The sequence below is a fragment of the Isoptericola haloaureus genome, from assembly GCF_036689775.1.
Lineage (GTDB): Bacteria > Actinomycetota > Actinomycetes > Actinomycetales > Cellulomonadaceae > Isoptericola > Isoptericola haloaureus.
In genome coordinates, this window is the sequence record NZ_JBAGLP010000116.1 from 545,977 (window position 1) to 567,684 (window position 21,708).

23 protein-coding genes and 2 tRNA genes are annotated in these 21,708 nt (G+C 74.5%); 13 read left to right on the forward strand and 12 right to left on the reverse strand.

From position 1 onward, the window contains the following. Positions 1 to 35 precede the first annotated feature (35 nt). The 6 genes from ettA to V5O49_RS07990 all read right to left on the reverse strand — a co-directional run bounded on the left by ettA (position 36) and on the right by V5O49_RS07990 (position 6,182). Positions 36 to 1,718, reverse strand: coding sequence for an energy-dependent translational throttle protein EttA (gene ettA / locus V5O49_RS07965; RefSeq protein WP_278236954.1), 1,683 nt, complete (start codon positions 1,716 to 1,718; stop codon positions 36 to 38). A gap of 83 nt (positions 1,719 to 1,801) precedes the next feature. Continuing rightward, the gene (locus V5O49_RS07970) at positions 1,802 to 2,359 is read right to left on the reverse strand and encodes a single-stranded DNA-binding protein (RefSeq protein WP_332901740.1); all 558 of its coding nucleotides are present in this window, start codon (positions 2,357 to 2,359) and stop codon (positions 1,802 to 1,804) included. 53 nt (positions 2,360 to 2,412) lie between these two features. Further along, entirely contained in the window at positions 2,413 to 3,996 is a 1,584-nt protein-coding gene (locus tag V5O49_RS07975; RefSeq protein ID WP_332901741.1) for a GTPase, read from the reverse strand. Further along, positions 3,993 to 5,648 (reverse strand): GTPase, encoded by a 1,656-nt coding sequence (locus V5O49_RS07980; protein ID WP_332901742.1) that lies wholly within the window; start codon positions 5,646 to 5,648, stop codon positions 3,993 to 3,995. The genes V5O49_RS07975 and V5O49_RS07980 overlap by 4 nt, the downstream gene beginning before the upstream one ends. Before the next feature lie 82 nt (positions 5,649 to 5,730). Further along, complete coding sequence (locus tag V5O49_RS07985) at positions 5,731 to 6,051, reverse strand: DUF3467 domain-containing protein (protein WP_278236950.1); 321 nt, start codon at positions 6,049 to 6,051, stop codon at positions 5,731 to 5,733. Between the two features lie 55 nt (positions 6,052 to 6,106). Then, positions 6,107 to 6,182 (reverse strand) — tRNA-Arg (locus V5O49_RS07990). A 300-nt stretch (positions 6,183 to 6,482) separates the two neighbouring features. Here V5O49_RS07990 and V5O49_RS07995 point away from each other — a divergent pair. The 8 genes from V5O49_RS07995 to V5O49_RS08030 all read left to right on the forward strand — a co-directional run bounded on the left by V5O49_RS07995 (position 6,483) and on the right by V5O49_RS08030 (position 11,406). After that, positions 6,483 to 6,680, forward strand: coding sequence for a hypothetical protein (locus V5O49_RS07995; RefSeq protein ID WP_332901743.1), 198 nt, complete (start codon positions 6,483 to 6,485; stop codon positions 6,678 to 6,680). A 142-nt stretch (positions 6,681 to 6,822) separates the two neighbouring features. Next, the gene (orn, locus tag V5O49_RS08000; RefSeq protein WP_332901744.1) at positions 6,823 to 7,461 is read left to right on the forward strand and encodes an oligoribonuclease; all 639 of its coding nucleotides are present in this window, start codon (positions 6,823 to 6,825) and stop codon (positions 7,459 to 7,461) included. 59 nt (positions 7,462 to 7,520) lie between these two features. Further along, positions 7,521 to 7,598, forward strand: a tRNA-His gene (locus tag V5O49_RS08005). Positions 7,599 to 7,685: 87 nt separating this feature from the next. Beyond that, complete coding sequence (locus tag V5O49_RS08010; protein WP_332901745.1) at positions 7,686 to 8,162, forward strand: GyrI-like domain-containing protein; 477 nt, start codon at positions 7,686 to 7,688, stop codon at positions 8,160 to 8,162. 98 nt (positions 8,163 to 8,260) lie between these two features. Next, a complete protein-coding gene (locus V5O49_RS08015; protein WP_332901746.1) occupies positions 8,261 to 9,091 on the forward strand; it encodes an ABC transporter ATP-binding protein in 831 nt (276 codons plus the stop codon). Next, the gene (locus V5O49_RS08020; protein ID WP_332901747.1) at positions 9,088 to 9,726 is read left to right on the forward strand and encodes an ABC transporter permease; all 639 of its coding nucleotides are present in this window, start codon (positions 9,088 to 9,090) and stop codon (positions 9,724 to 9,726) included. Before V5O49_RS08015 ends, V5O49_RS08020 begins: the two co-directional genes overlap by 4 nt. A gap of 1 nt (position 9,727) precedes the next feature. Further along, positions 9,728 to 10,414, forward strand: coding sequence for an ABC transporter permease (locus V5O49_RS08025; RefSeq protein WP_332901748.1), 687 nt, complete (start codon positions 9,728 to 9,730; stop codon positions 10,412 to 10,414). A gap of 77 nt (positions 10,415 to 10,491) precedes the next feature. Beyond that, positions 10,492 to 11,406 carry an ABC transporter substrate-binding protein gene (locus V5O49_RS08030; RefSeq protein WP_332901749.1) on the forward strand — a complete coding sequence of 305 codons (915 nt, stop codon included), beginning with the start codon at positions 10,492 to 10,494 and terminating at the stop codon, positions 11,404 to 11,406. Between the two features lie 119 nt (positions 11,407 to 11,525). Here V5O49_RS08030 and V5O49_RS08035 read toward each other — a convergent pair whose 3' ends face one another. Next, positions 11,526 to 12,440: an ATP-grasp domain-containing protein gene (locus tag V5O49_RS08035; protein ID WP_278236941.1), complete on the reverse strand. Its 915-nt coding sequence runs from the start codon at positions 12,438 to 12,440 to the stop codon at positions 11,526 to 11,528. Positions 12,441 to 12,503: 63 nt separating this feature from the next. Continuing rightward, entirely contained in the window at positions 12,504 to 13,988 is a 1,485-nt protein-coding gene (locus V5O49_RS08040) for a dihydrolipoyl dehydrogenase family protein (RefSeq protein ID WP_332901750.1), read from the reverse strand. Between the two features lie 286 nt (positions 13,989 to 14,274). Between V5O49_RS08040 and V5O49_RS08045 the strand changes: the two genes are divergently transcribed. Genes V5O49_RS08045 through V5O49_RS08065 form a run of 5 tightly spaced genes read left to right on the forward strand, consistent with a single transcriptional unit; the run spans position 14,275 to position 18,660 of the window. Next, the gene (locus tag V5O49_RS08045; RefSeq protein ID WP_332901786.1) at positions 14,275 to 14,808 is read left to right on the forward strand and encodes a biotin transporter BioY; all 534 of its coding nucleotides are present in this window, start codon (positions 14,275 to 14,277) and stop codon (positions 14,806 to 14,808) included. After that, complete coding sequence (locus V5O49_RS08050; protein WP_332901751.1) at positions 14,809 to 16,239, forward strand: class I adenylate-forming enzyme family protein; 1,431 nt, start codon at positions 14,809 to 14,811, stop codon at positions 16,237 to 16,239. Then, positions 16,236 to 17,357: a thiolase family protein gene (locus V5O49_RS08055; protein WP_332901752.1), complete on the forward strand. Its 1,122-nt coding sequence runs from the start codon at positions 16,236 to 16,238 to the stop codon at positions 17,355 to 17,357. The genes V5O49_RS08050 and V5O49_RS08055 overlap by 4 nt, the downstream gene beginning before the upstream one ends. Continuing rightward, positions 17,354 to 18,046: an energy-coupling factor ABC transporter ATP-binding protein gene (locus V5O49_RS08060; protein ID WP_405001152.1), complete on the forward strand. Its 693-nt coding sequence runs from the start codon at positions 17,354 to 17,356 to the stop codon at positions 18,044 to 18,046. The genes V5O49_RS08055 and V5O49_RS08060 overlap by 4 nt, the downstream gene beginning before the upstream one ends. A gap of 50 nt (positions 18,047 to 18,096) precedes the next feature. Next, the gene (locus tag V5O49_RS08065; protein ID WP_332901753.1) at positions 18,097 to 18,660 is read left to right on the forward strand and encodes an energy-coupling factor transporter transmembrane component T family protein; all 564 of its coding nucleotides are present in this window, start codon (positions 18,097 to 18,099) and stop codon (positions 18,658 to 18,660) included. 2 nt (positions 18,661 to 18,662) lie between these two features. Here V5O49_RS08065 and trmB read toward each other — a convergent pair whose 3' ends face one another. From trmB to V5O49_RS08085, 4 genes are all read right to left on the reverse strand, one after another. Beyond that, a complete protein-coding gene (gene trmB / locus V5O49_RS08070) occupies positions 18,663 to 19,475 on the reverse strand; it encodes a tRNA (guanosine(46)-N7)-methyltransferase TrmB (protein WP_332901754.1) in 813 nt (270 codons plus the stop codon). Between the two features lie 35 nt (positions 19,476 to 19,510). Then, positions 19,511 to 19,918 (reverse strand): pilus assembly protein CpaE, encoded by a 408-nt coding sequence (locus tag V5O49_RS08075; protein WP_332901755.1) that lies wholly within the window; start codon positions 19,916 to 19,918, stop codon positions 19,511 to 19,513. 23 nt (positions 19,919 to 19,941) lie between these two features. Continuing rightward, positions 19,942 to 20,568: a hypothetical protein gene (locus V5O49_RS08080; protein WP_332901756.1), complete on the reverse strand. Its 627-nt coding sequence runs from the start codon at positions 20,566 to 20,568 to the stop codon at positions 19,942 to 19,944. A 75-nt stretch (positions 20,569 to 20,643) separates the two neighbouring features. After that, positions 20,644 to 21,552, reverse strand: a complete 909-nt coding sequence (locus V5O49_RS08085) for a hypothetical protein (protein WP_332901757.1) — start codon at positions 21,550 to 21,552, stop codon at positions 20,644 to 20,646. Between the last annotated feature and the right edge of the window lie 156 nt (positions 21,553 to 21,708).

The following is a 21,708-nucleotide window of genomic DNA, read 5'->3' on the forward strand; positions in this document are numbered from 1 at the left end:
ACCCCGCCGACGTGTCGCCGGCGGGGTCGGAGACCTCAGTCGCGGGTGAGGCGGCGGTAGGTCACGCGGTGCGGACGCGCGGCCTCGGCGCCGAGGCGCTCGACCTTGTTCTCCTCGTAGGAGGCGAAGTTGCCCTCGAACCAGTACCAGTTCGCCGGGTCCTCCTCGGTGCCCTCGTAGGCCAGGATGTGCGTGGCCACGCGGTCGAGGAACCAACGGTCGTGGGAGACCACGACGGCACAGCCCGGGAACTCCAGCAGCGCGTTCTCCAGCGAGCCCAGGGTCTCGACGTCGAGGTCGTTGGTGGGCTCGTCGAGCAGGAGCAGGTTGCCGCCCTGCTTGAGCGTCAGCGCCAGGTTGAGGCGGTTGCGCTCACCGCCGGAGAGCACACCGGCCTTCTTCTGCTGGTCGGCGCCCTTGAAGCCGAACGAGGCGACGTAGGCGCGCGAGGGGATCTCGACGTTGCCGACCTGGATGAAGTCCAGACCGTCCGAGACGACCTCCCACAGCGACTTGTCCGGGTCGATCCCGCCACGGGACTGGTCCACGTAGGAGATCTTCACCGAGTCGCCGACCTTGAGGTCGCCGCCGTCGAGCGGCTCCATGCCGACGATCGTCTTGAACAGCGTGGTCTTGCCGACGCCGTTCGGGCCGATGACGCCCACGATGCCGTTGCGGGGCAGCGTGAAGCTGAGCCCGTCGATGAGCTGGCGGTCGCCGAAGCCCTTCTGCAGCTTGTCGGCCTCCAGCACCAGGCTGCCCAGACGGGGGCCGGCCGGGATCTGGATCTCCTCGAAGTCGAGCTTCTTGGTGCGCTCGGCCTCGGCAGCCATCTCCTCGTAGCGGGCCAGACGCGCCTTGGACTTGGTCTGGCGACCCTTGGCGTTCTGGCGCACCCACTCGAGCTCGTCCTTGAGGCGCTTGGACAGCTTGGCGTCCTTCTTGCCCTGCACCTCGAGACGGGCCTGCTTCTTCTCCAGGTACGTCGAGTAGTTGCCCTCGTAGGGGTAGAGGCGACCGCGGTCCACCTCGCAGATCCACTCGGCGACGTGGTCGAGGAAGTACCGGTCGTGGGTCACGGCCAGGACGGCGCCGGGGTAGGTCGCCAGGTGCTGCTCGAGCCACAGCACGGACTCGGCGTCCAGGTGGTTGGTGGGCTCGTCGAGCAGCAGCAGGTCCGGCTTCTCGAGCAGCAGCTTGCACAGCGCCACGCGGCGGCGCTCACCGCCGGAGAGCACGGAGACCTCCGCGTCCGGCGGCGGGCAGCGCAGCGCGTCCATCGCCTGCTCGAGCTGGCTGTCCAGGTCCCAGGCGTCGGCGGCGTCGATGGCCTCCTGCAGCTCGCCCATCTCGGCCATGAGGGAGTCGAAGTCGGCGTCGGGCTCGGCCATGAGACCGGAGATCTCGTTGAACCGGTCGACCTTGGCCTTGATCTCGCCGACACCCTCCTCGACGTTGCCGAGGACGGTCTTGGACTCGTTCAGCGGCGGCTCCTGCTGCAGGATGCCGACCGTGTAGCCCGGGGAGAGCCGCGCCTCGCCGTTGGAGGGCTGGTCGAGTCCGGCCATGATCTTGAGGATCGTCGACTTGCCGGCACCGTTCGGGCCGACGACGCCGATCTTGGCGCCGGGCAAGAAGTTCAGCGACACGTCGTCGAGGATGACCTTGTCGCCGTGCGCCTTGCGCGCCTTGTACATGGAGTAGATGAACTCAGCCACTGGCTCGCTTCCACCGTTCGATCGCGCTTCGTCAGGGGTTCCGGCAGGCACGCCGCCTCGCGGCGTGCGGCCGGTGACCCAGCCTACGCGACGGCGGGCTCGGCGGCGGGCTCGGTCTGGTCGTCGGACCCCACGAGCGGGTCCCCGACGTCGTCCTCGCCGTCCGGCGTGCCGGCGTCCGCGACAGCCCCTGCGTCGCCGCGGGGTGCCGGCGGCAGGCCCCACGGGTCGGGCGTCGACGCCGAGCCCTGCGTCGGCCGCTCGGCGGGGGCGTCGTCGTGGACCACCTTGGTGAACCGCGTCAGCCCGCGCGTCGCGTCGGGGCCGACGGCGTCGGCGTCGACGATCAGCGCGAACCGGTCGCGCCCCTCCTTGTCGACCCACTCCTCGGTCGAGGCGCGGCCGGTGACGACCACGGGCTGGCCCTGGGTGAGGGACTCGCAGATCGTCCGGGCCGCACCGCGGAACGCCTTGACGGTGAACCACGTGGTCCGGCCGTCGCGCCACTCCCCCGTCGCCGCGTCCCGGAATCGGCGGGTGCTGCCCACCCGGAAGCTCGTCCACGGCACCTGGTTGGCCGACAGGTGCAGCACCGGCGTGGTGCCGACGTAGCCGGTCACGGTCGTCCTCGCGTCGCTCATCGCGTCCTCCTGGGATCCTCGGGCCGGCGCGGTGCCGGCCGTGGGACCCAGCCTCACGCGGTCGCGTCGGTACGGGCTCCGTCCTCGGCACGGGCTGTGGACGACGTGGCGAGCTCGTCACCTGTGGGTAGCCGCACGCTGCCGGTCAGCGGCGCCGCCGACGGCAGCTCCCGGGCGGACAGCGCGTAGTCGCGCACCTGGCGGTGCTCGACGAGCACCCGCTGGGTGGGCTCGCCCAGACGTGTCACCAGCACCTCGCGGATCGCCCGGCGGCCCTGGGTGCGCACCTCCTCGCGTCGCCGCGCCGCACGGCGGCGCCGCAGCACCACCCGCACCACGGCCAGCACCACGGCGGCGACCAGCAGCACACCGCCGGCGACGGCCAGGACCGGACCCCACGGGTCCGCGATCCCGATCACGTCGCCGAGGGCGAGCCCGCCGACCACCCCGAGCACCACGCCGAGGGCCAGGCAGACCCAGGCCGTGCGCCGCAGCGCCCGCGAGTGCCGGGGTCCGCTCACGTCCAGGTCGACGCCGCGCAGCGCCGTCGTCACCGCGGCGCGCAGCTGGTCGGCGCTGGCGGCGGACTCCGCGAGCGAGCGCTGCCACCCCGGGCGCAGCGAGGCCCCGGCGCGGGTCAGCCAGCGCGCCCGGGCCAGGGCGATCGTGTCCCGGTCGGGCACCGGCAGCTCGGGCATGCCGTAGCCGTTGCGCACCCCGGCGCCGACCTGGTTGGCGACGGCGTCCAGCCCGGTCGCGCCCACCACCGGCTCCAGCTCACGGTCGACGGCGGTGTCGAGCTGCCACGGCACGTCCGCGGGCGTCTGCGTCAGGAGGGCCTTGCCGGCGGCGTCGAGCTCGGCGGCCGCCCGTCCGGCCGCGACCGAGCGCCGCGCGCAGGCCTCCTCGAGCACCTCGCGCACGCGGGCCACGCCCTCGCCGGTCCGGGTCGAGACCGGCTGGACGAGCACGTCGTGGAGCCCGTCGTCGGCGAGCAGCCGTTCCAGGTCCTCCACGAGGTTCTCGCGCTGGGTGTCCGGCACGGTGTCGACCTGGTTGAGGACGACCACCATCGAGGACTCCGACCCGACCTGGTCGCGCAGGTAGCCGGAGTGCAGGGCGTCGTCGGCGTACTTCTGGGGGTCCACGACCCACACGAGCAGGTCGACCAGGGGCAGCACCCGGTCCACGACCTCACGGTGGGCCGGCTCGACCGAGTCGTGGTCCGGCAGGTCGAGCAGCACGAGCCCCGCCATCGCCCCGGCGCCGTCGCCCTCGAGGACCTCGGAGTGGGTGATGCGCCGTTCCCGGTCGACGCCGATCCAGTCGAGCAGCGGTTCCGCGGCGTCGGACCAGGAGCAGGCCGTGACCCGCGCCGTCGTCGGACGCTTGACCCCGACGTCCGCGAAGGAGAGCCGGGAGATCTTGTTGAACAGGCTCGACTTGCCCGAGCCGGTGCCTCCCGCGAGCGCCACGACCGTGTGGTCGACCCCGAGGGCGAGGCGCTGGCGCACCCCGTCGACGGCGGTCTGCACGCGCTGGGCGGTCACGGAGTCCAGGCGCGGCCCGGCCAGGGCGAGCGCCTCGGCGAGGTCCTCGGTGCGCGCCCGCAGGGTCGCGTCGTGCGAGGCGTTCATGTCAGTCTCCTCAGCTCGGCGAGCCGCAACCGCAGCGCCGTGGCCGCGTCGTCGGTCAGGTCGGGTGAGTCGAGGGCGTCCAGGACGGCGTCGACCTCGCGGTCGACGACGGCGGCGGCCCGGTCGGCGAGGTCGTCGCGCAGGGCGGCGACCTGCTCGTCGAGAGCGTCGCCGAGCACCCGGTCCAGCAGCCGGCGCGCGTCGTCGCTGCCGGCCGCGGCGGCGAGCACCAGCGTGGCCAGCCCCCGGTCGCCGAAGGCTCGCACGGCCGCGGTGACCGGCCCCGGGGCACCCTCGGCGAGGAGGGCGGCGAGCCGCTCGTCCGCGGCGTCGGCCCAGGCGGTCACGGTGGCCGGCACGGCCGTCTCGCGGTCGGCGGCACGGTCGTCGGGGTCGGGCAGCACCGACGACCCGCCGGGAGGGGCGGACGGTCCGTCGAGGACCGCCCGCAGCCGGTCCGCGACCCGGGCCCCGGACGCGGTCAGCGTGTGCGCGGCGCCCTCGCGGACGTCCGCGCGCAGGACCTCGAGCGCGGCGGAGCGGGCGCGGCCGGCCCGGCGCGAGCTGCGCACCTGGTCGCCGCGGAACCGGAGGCGCTCGATCTTGGCCGTGCCGGACAGCTCCCGCCAGCGCGCCTCGACGGCGGCACCGGCCACGACCCCGGCGCCCACCGCGTCGCGGGCGAGCTGCTCGGCGGCCGGCACCTCGGCCTCCACCGCCCGTCGCAGGACGGTGGCGGCACCCGCCTGGGCCTCGACGGCGTCGGCCAGGGAGGTCACCCAGCCGGGCAGCGCGTTCAGGGAGCCCTTGAGGGTGCGCACCACGACGGCGCGGGACCGCTCGGGGCCGGCGAGCATGGTCAGCCAGCGCTTGACCTGCGCGACGGGCTTGTCGTCCAGCAGACCCTCGTGCGGGCCGACGTCGGGCACCACGAACAACGGCGTGTCGACCATGCCGTGCGAGCGCAGGCGACCCATCAGATCACCGCGGATGGTCACGAGATCCTCGTGCGGGACCCGGTTGAGCACCATCGCGACCGACGCACCGCGCTCGGTGGCCCGCGCCAGGGCCTGCCAGGGCAGGGCGTCGCCGTACCGCGAGGCGGTGGTGACGAAGAGCCACAGGTCGGCCGCCTCGAGGAGCTGCTGGGCGGTGGAGCGGTTCTCCTGGACGAACGAGTCGAGGTCGGGGGCGTCCAGCAGCGCCGTGCCCCGGGGTACGCCCGCGTGGTGCACGACGCGGGACAGCTCGGTGACCGGACCCTCGGCGATGACGTCGGCGTCGGCCGGGTTGAAGGCGAGCACGGGCTCACGGGTCGTGGGGCGCAGCACGCCGGCGGCGGAGACCTCCTCGCCCAGCAGGGAGTTGTACAGCGTCGACTTCCCCGCACCGGTGGAGCCCGCGACGACGACGATCGCCGGCGAGCTCAGCTCGGCCAGGCGGGGCAGCAGGTGCTCGTCGAGCTGGGCGAGCAGCCGGTCGCGGGAGCCCTCCGCCTCGGCGGCTCCGTCGATGGGCATCGGCAGCCGCACCGCCGCGACGTCACGCCGGAGGTCCCTGGCGACGTCGTAGACGGTGAGACCGATCTCCGTGTCCGCATCGACGTCGGACCGCCCACCGAGGAGCCGGTCCGTACGCATGGAGGTAGTCACGCGAACATCCTGGCGTGCCGGGCGGTCGGTGCCAAACGCGCGCGCCGACCGCCGAGGGTTTCGACCCTGCGCACGGGCGGGTTCAGTCCCCCGTGCCGGAGCCGTCGGCCTTGTGGCCGGTCTCCCGCTCCCAGGCGTCGAGCTGCTGGGTCAGGGCGCGCGCCAGCTCGAAGACCTGCTGGGGCGGGATGCGCACGCGGGACACGACCCGGGCCGGCATGACCCGCCCGCCGGTCTCGGCCCCGGTGGCCTTGTCGACGGCGGCCTTGGCCGGGGACTTCGCCGCGACGAAGTCGAGGACGAACGACGCCGACGTGTGCCACACCGAGGCGAAGTCAGCCGGCACCCCCGTCTCGTGCTCGGTGGGCAGGTCGACCTGGAGCCGGAGCTCGCTGCTGGCCATGACGGTCCTCTCGCGACGGGAGCGGGTCCCCTCGACCGTACCGGGCGGGTTCAGCTGGTGCCCCCAGCAGGACTCGAACCTGCAACCTACGGATTAGAAGGCCGTTGCTCTATCCATTGAGCTATGGAGGCGCGGGCCCATCGTAGCTACTCGGGTGTTGCCGCTTGAGCACGCAGGCGCGGTGCCGCGAGCCCCGCACACCAGGCACGCTCGCACCGACAGCGGCACAGCGGCCAGCGCTGCCGGGTGAACTCAGAACGACACGGTACTCAGTGCTCGGCGGAAGCCTCTCAACAGGAAAAGAACGTGCATGCTGCGGCCCCGGCCGGGCATGCTCGAACCACACCGCGGTGACGTCGTCCGGCACCCGCCGGACGCACGGGTGGCCCACTGGCCCGGGCCGATCGACCCACGTCACGAAGGACAGCACGATGCACCCGATCGAGATGCACGCCGTCGCGCGTGCGATCCACACCGAACGCCTGGAGGACGCCGAGCGCGCCCGCCGGGCACGCCGGCAACGGCGGTCACCGGCCGCCCGGCCGTCCCTGAGCAGGGCGCGGCGCCGCGTCCACCGCCTCCTGCGGCGGCTGCGCGTCGAACGACCCCTCGTCGGACGACCCGCATGACAAGGGTCGGCCGCACCACGGCCGCCCCGACCCCACCCCCGAGCGCCCCGGGCGCCCGACCTCCCCGCGGAGGCCAGGCACCCGGGGCGCTCGTCCGTCCGGGGCGCGCCGGCCGTCGGCGGCGGACCGTAGGGTGGTCTCCGTGAGTCCGAGCAACCCGAACGACCGCATCGTGTGGATCGACTGCGAGATGACCGGCCTCGACACCCGGGCCGACGCCCTGGTCGAGGTGGCCGCCGTGGTCACCGACTCCGAGCTCAACGTGCTCGGGGACGGCGTCGACGTCGTCATCCGCCCGCCCGCCGAGGCGCTGGAGCAGATGAACGACTTCGTGCGCGAGATGCACACCACGTCCGGGCTGATCACCGAGCTCGACGGCGGCACCACGCTGGCCGACGCCGAGGCCCGCGTGCTCGCCTACATCCGCGAGCACGTGCCCGAGGCCCGCAAGGCGCCGCTGGCCGGCAACTCCGTGGGGACCGACAAGATGTTCCTCGACCGGGACATGCCCGAGCTCGTCGGCCACCTGCACTACCGGATCGTGGACGTGTCCTCCGTCAAGGAGCTCGCCCGGCGCTGGTACCCGCGCGTCTACTTCGCCTCTCCGCCCAAGGACGGCGGCCACCGGGCGCTGGCGGACATCCTGGAGTCGATCGACGAGCTGCGCTACTACCGCGAGGCACTGTTCGTGCCCCAGCCCGGCCCCGACACCAGGACCGCCCGCGAGGTCTCGGCCCGGATCAAGGAGACCTCGGTCACGAAGTCCGGCACGGTGTCCTGATCTCGCCGCAGACCATGTACACTTTTCGACGGCCGCAACGCTTCGCGCGCAGCGGTCATGGTGGCTATAGCTCAGTCGGTAGAGCGCCTGGTTGTGGTCCAGGAGGTCGCCGGTTCAAGCCCGGTTAGCCACCCCCATCGAGACGGTCTCGGCGTTCGCGCCGGGACCGTCTCGTCGTCTCTGGCTACGATCGAACCACCGCACCGACGCGAGGGAGTCCGATCATGTCCGCACCGCCGTTCGCCGAGCCCACGATCGAGACCCGCGGCAAGCAGCACCTGGCCGTGGTCCGCGAGACGGTGGCGCTCGCCGACATCCCTGCACTGTACGACCGGGCGTTCCCGCTGATCTTCGCCGCGCTCGGGCGCGCCGGTCTCGAACCCGTGGCCCCGCCGATGGGCATCAGCCACGGCATGCCGACCGAGACCCTCGACCTGTCGGTCGCGGTCCCGGTCGCCGAGCGATTCACCGACGACGGCGAGGTCACCGGCGAGACCCGGCCGGCCGGCCGCGCGGCCACGATGCTCGTGCGCGGCGCGTACGACCGGATCGCCCCCGCCTACGAGCACCTCTTCGACTGGGTCGCCGCCCAGGGGCTCGTCCCGACCGGGACCGCGTGGGAGCAGTACCTCACCGAGCCGTCGCCGGACGGGGACCCGCAGCAGAACGAGACGCTCCTCGGCGCCGACCTGGTGGACTGAGCGCGCCCGGCCACCGGCGTTCTCGCTCGCACACCGGACCCAGGTGTGATCGGCTGGGGCCTCGGACCCCACCGAGCGCCCGGAGGCGAGCAGACCCGATGATCGAGTTCCGGTCGGTCACCAAGACCTACCCCGACGGCACCGACGCCGTCGCCGACTTCTCCCTGGTCGTGCCGGCGCACACCACCACGGTGCTGGTCGGCTCGTCCGGCAGCGGCAAGACCACGCTGCTGCGCATGATCAACCGCATGGTGGAGCCGACGTCCGGCACCATCGAGATCGACGGCGAGCCCATCGGCGACCGTGATCCCGTGCGGCTGCGCCGCAGCATCGGCTACGTGCTGCAGAACGGCGGGCTGCTCCCCCACCACCGGGTGGTCGACAACGTCGCCACGGTGCTGCGCCTGGAGGGCACCCCCAAGAACGAGGCACGACAGCAGGCCCTGGAGGTGCTCGACGTCGTCGGTCTGGACCGCGGCCTGGCCGACCGGTACCCGAGCCAGCTCTCGGGCGGCCAGCAGCAGCGCGTCGGGGTGGCGCGCGCGCTGGCCGCCGACCCGAACATCCTGCTCATGGACGAGCCGTTCGGCGCCGTCGACCCGATCGTACGCTCCGAGCTGCAGACCGAGACGCTGCGCCTGCAGCAGCAGCTGCACAAGACGATCGTGTTCGTCACCCACGACATCGACGAGGCGTTCCTGCTCGGTGACCAGGTCGTCATCCTGTCCACCGGCGCCCAGGTCGCCCAGATCGGCTCGCCGAGCGAGATCATCGAGAACCCGGCCGACGACTTCGTCGCCAGCTTCATCGGCGCCGAGCGCGGCGCGCGGGCGCTGCACACCAAGGAGACGGGCCACGGCACCGTGCTCGTGGACGGCACGGGACGCACCCAGGGCCGCCTCGTCGAGGGCGGTCAGGGCGCCGCATGACCTGGGTCGTCGAGAACCTCGACCTCATCGGTCGCCTCACCGTCGAGCACCTGCGCCAGAGCGCCCTGCCGATCGTGCTGGGGCTGGTGCTGTCGATCCCGGCCGGCTGGTTCGCGTTCCGCTTCCGCCTGACGCGGGGCCTGGTGCTCACCGCCGTCGGGCTGCTCTACACGATCCCGTCGCTGGCGCTGTTCGCGCTGCTGCCGCCGCTGCTCGGCATCAGCTTCCTGTCCGAGGTCAACCTGATCATCGCGCTGACGATCTACGCCGTGGCGATCATGACGCGGTTCGTCGCCGACGCCCTGGCCTCGGTCGAACCGCAGGTGCGGCAGGCCGCCGACGCCGTCGGGTACAGCGCCTGGCGCCGGTTCTGGCAGGTGGACCTGCCGCTGGCCGGACCCGTCGTCCTGGCCGGGCTGCGGGTGACCGCCGTGTCGACGATCTCGCTGTGCACGGTGGGAATCCTCATCGGGATCGACAACCTCGGCTACCTGTTCACGAACGGCTACCAGCGCCAGATCGTCCCCGAGATCCTCGCCGGGGTGGTCGCCGTCGTCGTCATCGCGCTGCTGGTCGACTGGCTGCTCGTGCTCGCCGGGCGGGTCCTGATGCCGTGGACCCGGAAGGGGGCCTGAGATGGAGCTCTTCGCCGAGGCCGTCGCCTGGATCTTCTCCTCCGACGCGCAGTCCGGGTCGCTGCCCCTGTCCGAGGCGATCGCCACGCACCTGGCGTTCACGTTCGTCTCCGTGCTCCTCGCCGCCGCGATCGCCGTCCCGGCCGGCTGGGTGGTCGGGCACACGGGCCGGGGCCGTGAGGCCGCGGTGGCGCTGTCCGGGGCCGCCCGCGCCGTCCCGTCCTTCGGCCTGGTGCTGCTGCTGGTCCTCGTCTTCGGGGTGACGCACAAGGTCGGCGCGTCCACCACCGCCTTCGTCCTGCTCGCGATCCCACCGATCCTGGCGGGCGCGTACTCCGGCGTCGAGGCCGTCGACCGGCGGGTGGTCGACGGCGCCCGCGCGGTCGGCATGACGCCCCGGCAGGTGCTGGGCCGGGTCGAGATCCCGCTGGGGCTGCCGCTGCTGATCGGCGGTCTACGGTCGGCGACGCTGCAGGTCGTGGCCACCGTCACGCTCGCCGGCTACGTCGGGAGCTGGGGCCTGGGCTTCTACATCGTCCAGGGCATCCAGATCCGCGACTTCGCGCAGATCCTGGGCGCGGCGCTGGTGATCGTGGTCCTCGCCGTGCTGCTCGACCTGCTCTTCGCGCTCCTCGAGCGGGCGGTCGTCCCGCGGGGTGTCAGGGCGCGGCACGAGACGTCCTCCTGAACAGGACGAACCGGGCACCGCATGCTTGACTGGGACGGCTCATGGCCGACCGACGGCACTGGGAGAGAGGGACACCGATGCGCACCACCCGACGCACCACCGCACTCGTGGCCGGAGCCGCCGCGGCTCTGCTGACCTTGACCGCCTGCGGAGGCGACGCCGATCCCCTGGCGCAGGACGCGGGCGACGACGGCGAGGAGACGTCCTCCGACACGATCGTCGTGGGCTCGCAGGCGTACTACTCGAACGAGATCGTCGCCGAGATCTACGCCCAGGCCCTCGAGGCCGACGGGTTCACCGTCGAGCGCAACTACTCCATCGGGCAGCGCGACGCCTACATGCCCGCGCTGGAGGCCGGCGAGGTCCAGGTCTTCCCGGAGTACACCGGCAACCTGCTGCAGTACTACGACCCCGAGACGACCGCGACGACCGCGGACGACGTCTACGCCGAGCTCAGCGACGCCCTGCCGGACACCCTGGCCGTGCTCGACCAGTCCCCGGCCACCGACCAGGACTCCTACAACGTCACCGCCGAGTTCGCCGAGTCGAACGGGCTGACCACGATCGGCGATCTCGCCGACCTGGACGGCCTGACCCTCGGCGGCCCGGCCGAGCTGGAGGAGCGTCCCTACGGCCCGGAGGGGCTGGCCGACGTCTACGGCGTCGACGTCGCCTTCGAGGCCACCGGTGACACGACCGTGCAGGACCTCGTGGCCGGCACGGTGGACGTCGCGAACGTCTTCAGCGCCGACCCGCGCATCCAGACCGAGGACCTCGTCACCCTGGAGGACCCGGAGGGCCTGTTCCTCGCCTCCAACGTGGTGCCGCTGGTCAGCAGCGACGTGGCCGACCAGGTGGCCGACGTCATCAACCCGGTCAGCGCCGCCCTGACGCCTGAGGGCCTGGTCGACCTCAACGTCCAGTCCACCGAGGAGCAGCGCTCCAGCGAGGACATCGCCGCCGACTGGCTGAGCGAGAACGGCATCGGCTGACCACGAGTCCGAGGTCGGGCCCTTCCCCCTGCGCGGTCGCGCTCACGGACGCTGCGCGCCCTCCGCTTCCGGTCTGACGACCGCGCAGGGTGAAGGGCCCGACCTTCGTGCGTCCTGCCTCAGCCGAGGCGGGCGACGATCGCGTCGGCGAGCCGTCCGACCGTTCCGGCGTCACCGGCGTGCTTCAGCCACAGCGACGGCTCGGTGAGCTCGAGCTCGATGACCGTCGGCGTGTCGTCCTCACCGCCGACCAGGTCGACGCGGGCGTAGAGGAAGGGCTCGGTCACCCCGAGCCGCTCGTGCGCGACGGCGATCGCCTGGCGGGCGGCGTCGACCTGCGCCGCGGTCGGCTCCACCGGCTGCATCTGCTCCTTGCGGTACAGGCCCTGGGTCGGCCGGCTGGGCCCGGTGAGCAGCGCGTTCTTGCGCACGGCGTGCTGGACCTCGCCCTCGACGAAGATCAGGCAGGTCTCGCCCGCGGTGTCGACGCTGGTGATGTACGGCTGGATCATCACGGCGCGGCCGTCGTCGAGCAACGTCTTGGCGTGCTCGATGGCCAGGGCCCGCGACTCGGCGCTGACCGGCTGGTAGCGACCGGTGTCCTGCGCCCCGGCGGAGACGACCGGCTTGACCACGAAGTCGCCGAAGGCCGGCATCCGCGTGTGGATCGCGCGCTTGCCCAGGTGCCGCTCGGGGTCGAGCCAGATCGTGGGGATGACCGGCACCCCGGCCTCGTCGAGGGTCTGCAGGTAGGTCTTGTCCGTGTTCCAGGCGATGACGTCGGCACTGTTGGCCAGGTGCGGCACCGAGCGCGCCCACTCGATGAACTCGTCGCGGCGCGGGGAGTAGTCGTACGTGGATCGCACCACGACGAGGTCGTAGGAGGACCAGTCGACGTCCGGGTCGTCCCACACCACGGGCTCGGCGGTGACGCCGCGCGCGGCCAGTGCGGGGACGATCGGACGGTCGTCCGCGTCCAGGTCGGGCAGGACGGAGCAGGTGGCGAGTCCGACTCGCTTCGTCGTGGTGGTCACGGGCCCCAGGCTAGCGGGGTTGTGCGTCGGCGGCGGGTCCGCCCGGTTGCCGGACCACCGCTCTCACAGGCCGAGCTCCTCCAGCAGCCGCAGCCACACCTCGCTGACCGTGGGGAACGGCGGCACGGCGTGCCACAGGGCGTCGAGCGGCACCTCGCCGACGACGGCGACGGTCGCGGCGTGCAGCATCTCGGCGGCGTCGGGCCCGACGAACGTGGCGCCCACCAGGACGTCGCGCTCGGTGTCCACCAGGACCTGGGCCCGGCCGCCGTGGTCCGGCGAGGTGACGGCGGCCCCGGCCACCGAGGCGAGGTCGTAGGAGACGGCGCGCACGGGCAGCCCGGCACGCCGGGCCTCGGCCTCGGTGGGCCCGACCCAGGCGACGTGCGGGCGGGCGAACACGGCCTGCGTCTGCGCGCCGTGGTCGGCCCGGGCCGCGTACCGGCTCCATCGCGCGCCCGAGGCCGCGACGATCGCCTCCCGGTCCCCGCCGGACCCGTACAGCGCGGCCACGACGTCGCCGGTGACCCGGGCCTGGTACTTGCCCTGGTGGGTGGTGCCCACCCGTCCGGTCACGTCGCCGCAGGCGAACAGCCACGGCTTGCCGACGACGTCCCGGCCGACCTCCTCCACGGCCGTGGTGTCGTCGATCGTCAGCGGCGCACCGGGCTCGAGCCCGACCGTGTCGAGCCCGACGTCGCCGGTGCGGGGCCGGCGCCCGGTGGCGACCAGCAGCTCGGCGGCGGTGACGATCTCCGCGCCGTCGTCCCCGCCGACCGTCACGGTGACGGGTCCGCCCGGGGCCGGGCGCTCCACGCGGCGCGCCGTGGTCCCGAGGCGCACGTCCACGCCGGCGTCGCGCAGCGCCTCGGCGACCATCTCCCCGGCGAAGGGTTCGGCCCCGGCGAGCAGCCCGCCCCGGGCGAGCAGGGTCACCCGGGCGCCGAGGTCGGCGTAGAGGGTGGCCATCTCCACCCCGACGACGCCGCCACCCAGGATCACCAGCGACGCGGGCACCGCCTCGGCGGCGGTGGCCTCGCGCGAGGTCCACGGGTTGGCCTCGGCCAGACCCGGCAGGTCCGGGACGACCGCGGCGCTGCCGGTGGAGACCACGACGGCGCAACGCGCGAGCAGGCGGTGCGTCTCGCCGGCCGCGTCGTCGTCGACGCCCGTGGCGGGCACGACCTCGACCGTGCGCTCCCCGGCCAGGCGGCCGTGGCCGCGCACCAGCGTGATGCCCACGGAGTCGAGCCACTCCTCCTGGCCGGAGTCGTCGCCCTGGCCGGTCATCTCGTCGCGGCGCGCCAGCACCGCGTCCACGTCCAGCGGTCCGGGGTCGCCCACGCCGGGCGCCTCCCGTGCCGCCTGCCGCGCGGCTCCGGGCGACAGCAGGGTCTTGGAGGGGATGCACGCCCAGTACGAGCACTCCCCGCCCACGAGCTCGGCCTCGACGACGGCGACGGACAGCCCGCCGCGCGCCGCGCGGTCGGCCGCGTTCTCCCCCACGGGGCCGGCACCGATGACGATCACGTCGTACGTCTGCTCCATCCGGGCATGGTGTCGCGTCACGGCCCGTTCTGCAGCGTGGGACGGCCCGCGCCCGCGTGGCGGTGTCCCACGACCGGGGCGCGGGCGACTTGTGCGGACCCGACAACCGCTTGTGGGATCCGTGCACGACGGCGGCACGGGGCTGGGTGACCGGACCGGCGCCCGGCGTACCGTGCGGGCAGCACAGTGGTACCCGTCCCCGCACCGCCCGCGACGAAGGAGCAGCGTGACCGAGACCGCCGCAACCCGCACACCGGCCCGCTCGACCACCGCCGACGCCGCACGGATGGCCACCTTCGCGGCACTGATCGCCGTCCTGGGCCTGCCCGGGTCGATCGCGCTGTTCGGCAACGCCGTCCCGGTGACGCTGCAGACCCTGGGGGTGATGCTCGCCGGGGCGATCCTGGGCGCCCGCCGCGGCGCGCTGGCGGTGCTGAAGCTGCTCGCCCTGGTCGCGGCCGGGCTGCCGCTGCTCGCCGGCGGTCGGGGCGGTCTCGGCGTGTTCGTGGGACCGTCGGCCGGCTACCTGCTCGGGTTCGTGGCCGGCGCCTTCGTCGTCGGGCTGCTGGTCGAGCGGCAGCGGAGGGTGACGTTCCTGGGCGTGCTCCTCGCCGCGCTCGTCGGCGGCGTCGGCGTGGTGTACGCCGTCGGGATCCCCGTCCAGGCCGTGCTGACCGGTGTGCCCCTGGCCGAGACGGCCCTGCTGTCCCTCGCCTTCGTGCCCGGGGACCTGCTCAAGGCGCTGGCCTGCGCCGCGATCACCGCCGCCGTCGCGCGGGCCTACCCCGCCGCGGTGCGCCGCGGGGGCCGGGAGGGCTGAGTGCCGGTCGCCCACCACGTCCTGCAGCACGCGCACGGCCCCGCCGCGGACCGTGTCGCGGTGCGTTGCGGCGAGCGCAGCCGCACCTACGCCGAGCTGGCCGCCGACCTCGTCGCGGGCGCCGAGCACCTGGCCGCGACCGGGACGCGCCCCGGGGACCTGGTCGCCCTGTCGCTCGCCGACCCCCTGGACACGCTCGTCGCGCTGCTCGCCGCGGACCGGGCCGGTGCCGTCGGGCTGGTCGGCGACCCGGCCTGGCCGGTGCACCAGCGGGCCGAGGTGCTGCACGCCCTGACCCCCGCCGTCGTCGTGCACGTGCCGCTGCCGCGCGGTCACGGTGCTCCTCCCCCGCCTCCCGGGCCGACCCCGGACGACGCCGCGGCGGCGTGGGCGGGGTTCTCCTCGGGCAGCACGGGGCGTCCGCGCGCCGTGCTGCGCTCCCGCGGGTCCTGGACGGGCTCCTTCGAGCACGTCTCGCGCCTGACCGGCACCCGCGCCGGGGACACCGTCCTGGTCACGGGCCCCCTGGCCAGCTCGCTGCACTGCTTCGCGGCGGTGCACGCCCTGGCGGCCGGGGCGTCGGTGGAGCTCGCACCGACCGTGTCGGCGACGACGGCGGCGCTCGCCGGGGCCGACCTGGCCCACCTGGTCCCCTCCCGGCTCGACGACGTCCTGGACGCCCTCGACGCGGGCGTGCCGTCCCGGCTGCGCACCGTCGTGGTGGGCGGCGCCGGCACGGACCCCGCCCAGCGGGCCCGGGCCCATGCCCACGGCGTGCAGGTCGTGGCGTACTACGGGGCGGTGGAGCTGAGCTTCGTCGCGATCGACACCGGGGACGGGCTGGTGCCGTTCCCGCAGGTCGAGGTGCAGGTCCGGCCGCAGCCGGGCACGCGCCTGGGCGAGGTGTGGGTGCGCTCGCCGTGGACGGCGAGCGGCTACCTGGCCGGGGCGACCGGGCCGCTGCGCACCCGGGACGGCTGGAGCACGGTCGGTGACCTGGCCGACCTGCCTGACCTGCCCGACCCTCCCGACGGCGGCGCGGCGGACGCCGGGAACCGCGTGCTGCGGCTGCGAGGCCGTGGCGACGGCGCAATCCTCACCGCGGGTGCCACCGTCGTGCCCGAGGACGTCGAGGCCGCGCTGCGGCCCGTACCCGGGGTCCGTGACGTCGTGGTGGCCGGCGCCCCGCACCGCCGGTTCGGCGCCGTCGTCGTCGCCGTCGTCGAGGCCGACGACCACCCCGGGCTGCGCGCCCACCTGGAGCGGGTCGCCCGGGCCACCCTCGCCCCGGCCCAGCGGCCCCGGCGCTGGTTCCGCGTCGACGCCCTGCCACGCACCTCGAACGGCAAGGTGGCCCGTTCCGCGCTCGGTGCCGCCGTCGCGGGCCACGACCCGGCCGCGCAGGTCGGTGACCTCGCGGTGCTGCGGTGAGCGTGGTGGTGGCCGCCCGGCGCACGTGGACCGGCCGGCGCGGCGGCGGGCACGCCGGGGCCGACGAGGCCCGGCTGGCCGCCGCGGTCCTCAGCGCCGCCGCGCACGACGCAGCGCACGACGCAGCGCACGACGCGGCCGCCGGCCCGGTGGACGAGGTGGTGCTGGGCAACGCCGCGGGCCACGGCGGCAACGTGGCGCGCCGTGCGGCGCTGACCGCCGTCGGCCGGCACGTGCCCGGGATGAGCGTGGACCGGCAGTGCGCCTCCGGGCTCGCCGCCGTGGGCACGGCTGCCGCGCTGGTCGACGCCGGGCACGCCCGCGTCGTGCTGGCGGGCGGCGTCGAGAGCGCCACCCGGGCACCGGGGCGCGCGCACGGCACGCTCGGCTACGACCGCGCGTCCTTCACCGCCCCGCCGTGGGCGGACCCGGAGGCCGGCCGGGCCGCGGACCGGCTCGCCCACGAGCGCGGCATCTCTCGCGCGCTGCAGCATCGCTACGCCGTGGCCTCGCACGAGCGGCTGCGCGCCGCGCACACGGCCGGGCGGTTCACCACCGAGACCGTGGCCGTCGGGCCGCTGGACCGCGACGAGCACGCCCCGGCGCTGTCCCCGAGGCTGCTGGACCGGCTGCCGGGGGCCTTCTCCCCCGGCGGCACGGTGACGGCGGCCTCGGCCGCACCGGCCGCGGACGGGGCGGCCGCCGTGGTCCTGGCGCCGGGCGGCGCCCCGGGGCTGCGGGTCCGGACGGTGGCGACCGTGGCCGGCGACCCCGCGATGCCCCTGCTGACCCCCGTGTCCGCCGTGCGCGCGGCATGCGCGCGCGGCGGCGTCCGGCTCGCGGACGTAGCCGCTCTGGAGCTCGTCGAGGCGTTCGCCGTGCAGGCGCTCGCGGTGGCCGGGGACCTCGGCGTGGACCCGCTGACCGATCCGCGCTGGAACCCCGACGGCGGGGCCCTGGCGGGCGGTCACCCGTTCGGGGCGAGCGGGGCGGTCGCCGTCGTCCGGCTGTTCTCCCGGCTCGTGCGCGGCGGCGCACCGGCGGGCACGCTCGGGCTCGCCGCCGCGGCGGGGACCGGCGGGATCGGCGTCGCCGTGCTCGTGGAGGTGGTCCGGTGACCGGGATCGTGCTGGACGACGTGCACGTGCGCCGCGAGGGCCGGCACGTGCTGCGCGGGGTGTCGGTCCGGCTGACCGAGCACCGGGTGGCGGTGATCGGCGCGAACGGCTCGGGCAAGTCCACGCTCGCGCGGCTGCTCAACGGTCTGGTGGCCCCGACGTCGGGCCGGGTGCTGGTCGACGGGCTGGACGTGGCCCGGCACGGCCGGGCCGTGCGCCGGCGGGTCGGGTTCGTGTTCACCGACCCGGACGCCCAGATCGTCATGCCGACCGTCGCCGAGGACGTCGCGTTCTCGCTGCGCGGCTCCGGGCTGTCCCGCGCCGAGGTCGGCGCCCGGGTGGCGGCCGAGCTGGAGCGGCACGGCCTGGCCGGGCACGCGGGCCATCCGGCGCACCTGCTCTCCGGGGGCCAGAAGCAGCTCCTGGCGCTGTCCAGCGTGCTGGTGTCCCGCCCGGACGTCGTGGTGGCCGACGAACCGACGACCCTGCTGGACCTGCGCAACACCCGGTTCGTCGCGCAGCGGCTGGCGGCGCTGGAGCAGCGGGTGGTGCTGGTCACCCACGACCTGGACCTCGTGGGCGACTACGAACGGGTGCTGGTGGTCGACGAGGGCCGGGTCGTGGTCGACGACGTCCCGGCCGTGGCGGTGCCGGCCTACCGCGCGCTGATGGGCGCGCCGGTCCGATGACTGCCGGCCCGCCGCCCGCCACGGCACCCCCGAGGACCTCTACGTCGCCGGTGCACCGGCTCGGCGCGGGGACGAAGCTCGCCGGGCTGTGCGTGTGCTCGCTGGCGCTGCTCACCGTGGACGGACCGCGGGGAGCCGCCCTCGCCGTCGTCGGCGTCGTGGCGCTGTTCGGCCTGGCCGGGCTGGGACCGCGGACGCTGTGGGCCCAGGTCCGGCCGCTGCGCTGGGTCGTGGTGTGCCTGCTGGCGGTCCAGTGGTGGGTGCTGGGCCCCGTCGAGGCGGTGGTCCTGAGCACGCGGCTCGTGGCCCTCGTGGCCCTCGCCGGTCTCGTCACGGCCACGACCCCGACGGCGCAGGTCCTGGACGTCGTGGAGCGCGTGCTGCGGCCGGGGCGCCGGTGGGGCCTCGACCCGGAGCGTGCCGCGCTGGTGCTGGCCCTGACCCTGCGGTCCGTCCCCGTGCTCACCGACCTGGCCGCGCGGGTGCGGGACGCGCAGCGCGCCCGGGGCCGCGAGCGCGACGTGCGGGCCTTCGCGGTACCGCTGGTGGTGGGGTCGCTGCGGCGTGCCGACGCCCTGGGCGAGGCCCTGGCGGCGCGCGGCCTGGACGACTGAGGTCAGAGCCGGACGTACTCCAGGTCGGTCACGCTGCGCCCGGCGTTCAGGCCCTTGCGCTCGAAGCTGGTCATGACGCGGCCCTCGAAGCGCGGGGCGCGCCCGCCGGGGCCGTGGGCGTTGCGGAAGCCCTCGGCGGCGTCGAGCACCTCGAGCATCACCTCGCCGTACTCGGCCCAGTCGGTGGCCAACCGCCACCGGCCACCGGGCTTGATCGCGCGAGCCGCCAGCTCGGCGAAGGCGGGGGTGACCAGCCGGCGCTTGTGGTGGCGCTTCTTGGGCCAGGGGTCCGGGAAGAACACCCACAGCTCGTCCAGGCTCGCCTCGGGCAGGCCGTGCCCGAGCAGCTCGGCGGCGTCGACCTGCATGATCCGCAGGTTGTCGAGCTCGTGGCCCGGGTCGCCGCCGGCGACGGCCGGGTCGGCCCCGGCGTGCCCCGCGCGCACGATGGTCTGCGCGACGCCTGGACGGTAGACCTCGACGGCCAGGTGGTCATGCTCGGGGTGCGTCGCCGCGGCGTGCACGACGCACTCGCCCAGGCCGGTCCCGATCTCCAGGACGAGGGGCGCGGTACGGCCGAACTCCGCGGCGGGGTCGAGCTGCCAGTCCGGGTGCACCGACATGTCGCGGTGCTCGCGCGGGACCTCGATCAGGTAGCGGTGCCGGCGGGTGTCCCACGCCCTCTGCTGCCCGGCGGTCAGGCGGGCGGTCCGGCGCACGTAGCTCAGCGGACGGCGGTGGTGTCGGGTGTCGACGGAGTCCTCGACGGGGGTGTCCTGCGGGACGTCCGGGTTCTCCTGCGGTGAGTTCGGCACCGGACCAGGGTAGTCGGGCCGGGACCCCGCCCACGTCATTCCGACGAGAGTCCGATGAGAGCCAAGAGCGCCTCCCCGTAGGCGTCGGCGGCGTCCGGGGCGTCGAAGTTCCGGCGCTCGCCGAGCAGCTCGACCTCGACGGTGAAGACGTCGTCCTCGGCGTGCAGCGAGCGGAAGGTGCCGCCCAGCAGGTCGCGGAGCTGGTCCTCGCGCGGCAGCCACAGCGTGTCGTCGATGTCGACCGAGTCCAGGGCCCACTCGGTGGTCCCGTTGAAGCCGAGCACCGTGCCGGTGTCGACGTGGTGCGTCTCGACGACCAGGGTGGAGATCGTGAAGACGTCCTCGAGGAGGTCCGGCGCGTCGATGTGGAACCGGTCGCCGTCGGCCGGCTTCCAGATCAGTCCCGCGTCGCGCAACCGGGTGGCGAGCTCGGTGGAGATCATCTCCCCATCGTGCACCCTGTCGGTCAGCCCCGCGGGTGGATCCCCACCTGCAGGACCGGCTGCGGGCCCGACTCGTACAGCACCGGCTTCACCGGCCCGTGCACGAGCTCGTTGACCTGCACGTCGACCAGGTCGTGCCCCGCGACCTGCGAGACGTCGGCCAGGTGGATCCTGACCTGGACCGCGCTGCCGCGCGGCAGCCCCGTGCTCCCCGGGTCGCGCAGCACGGCCTGCCCGCTGACGACGGCCTGCTGACCGGCACCGGCCGCGGTCGCGCCCGGGTGGCCGACGTGACCGCCGGGGCCCCCGGGGCCGTGACCGAGCCCGGGACCGCCGACCATGACGCGGTGGACCTCGAGGTCGGCCAGCCGGATCCCGTCGGGCCCGGGCGTCTGCAGGACCAGCGAGCCCCAGCAGTCGATGGTCGCGTCCTGGGGCCGGCACGACGTCACGCCGGACCCGTCCGTCCCGCTGTGCGCGGTGAGCGCGACCCGCAGCCCGCCGTCACGCAGCGCGGACACCGGGTTGACCGCCGTCACGGTGACGCCGGGCGTGGACTCCCCCTCCGCCGCCGCGGCCACCTGGGCGGTCGCTCCGACGAGGAGCACCGCGAGCAGCGTCCCCGACAGCCTTCTCATCATCCTGGACATGTCCCACTCCTCTCCGCCGGCCGGTCGGGTCGGGTGCCACCCGTGGCGGCACCCGACCCGCGCGGCGCGGCCGGATCAGCTCCGGCCGAAGGCGTTGCCGCCGCCGCCGTTGCCACCTCGGGGACGATCGGCCGGCCGGCCCCCGTTGCCGCCACCGTTGCCGCCGCCCTTGTTCCCGACGTTCACCACGAGGGTGACCGTGTCGGCGGCACCGTCGCCGTCGGTGTCGCTCAGCGTGCCGCCGTCGGTCGCCCCGAGGGCGACGGACGGGGTCCTGACCGTGACCAGGTACTCACCGGAGACGGGCTTCTGCCAGTTGTACCCGTAGACGACGCGACCGGTGGAGTTGACCTCGGCGCCGTAGGGCACCTCGTCCACCACCACGACCGAGCCGTCGGTGGTGCGGATGTCGAGGGTGGTACCGCTGTCCCAGGCCCGGACCTCGGGGTAGGGAGACTCCTCGACACCGAGGGTCCCGTAGTGGGACTCGCGGTCCAGCAGCGTCGGGTCCAGCTTGACCACCGTGTACCCCGGCATCGGGAACGCGGTCGGGTCGGCGAACAGGCCGATCTCCACCCGGATCGGGGTCCCGGCCTTCAGGGGGGCGTTCTGCAGGTTGTCCCCCCACCCGGCGCCGACGGTCAGGGTGCCGGCCGCCGCCTCGGCGCAGTCCGCCTGCCACGTCGCGATCCCCTGGACCCAGTAGTCGAGGTGCTCGTCCGGGATCCCGTCGCCGTCGGTGTCGACGCCCTTCGTCCCGGACGGGTCGACCGAGTCGTCACCGTCCGTGCAGGTCCCTCCGAACGGTGACCCGGCCGCGCCGGGCACGAAGACGGTCGGGACGGACAGGTTGTTCGCCGCCACCTCACCCTCGTCGCCGGGCGGGTGGGGCGGCCCGCCGCCCCCCGGTGCTGCCTGAGCACCCGTGATGCTCATCGCCGTCAGCAGGACGGCTCCGGCGAAGAACGCGATGCCTCGTCGCATCGACCGCACGATCATGATGACTCGCCTCACAGCTCCGGTCGTCGGCACCGCCGCCGACGGTCCGCCCCACCTGGGGCGGCGGCGGTCCCTGGTGTGTCCTTCCGATGGTGTCGCTGCACCAGGACTGCGCACAGGGCCGAACCGCCCCGTCGGACA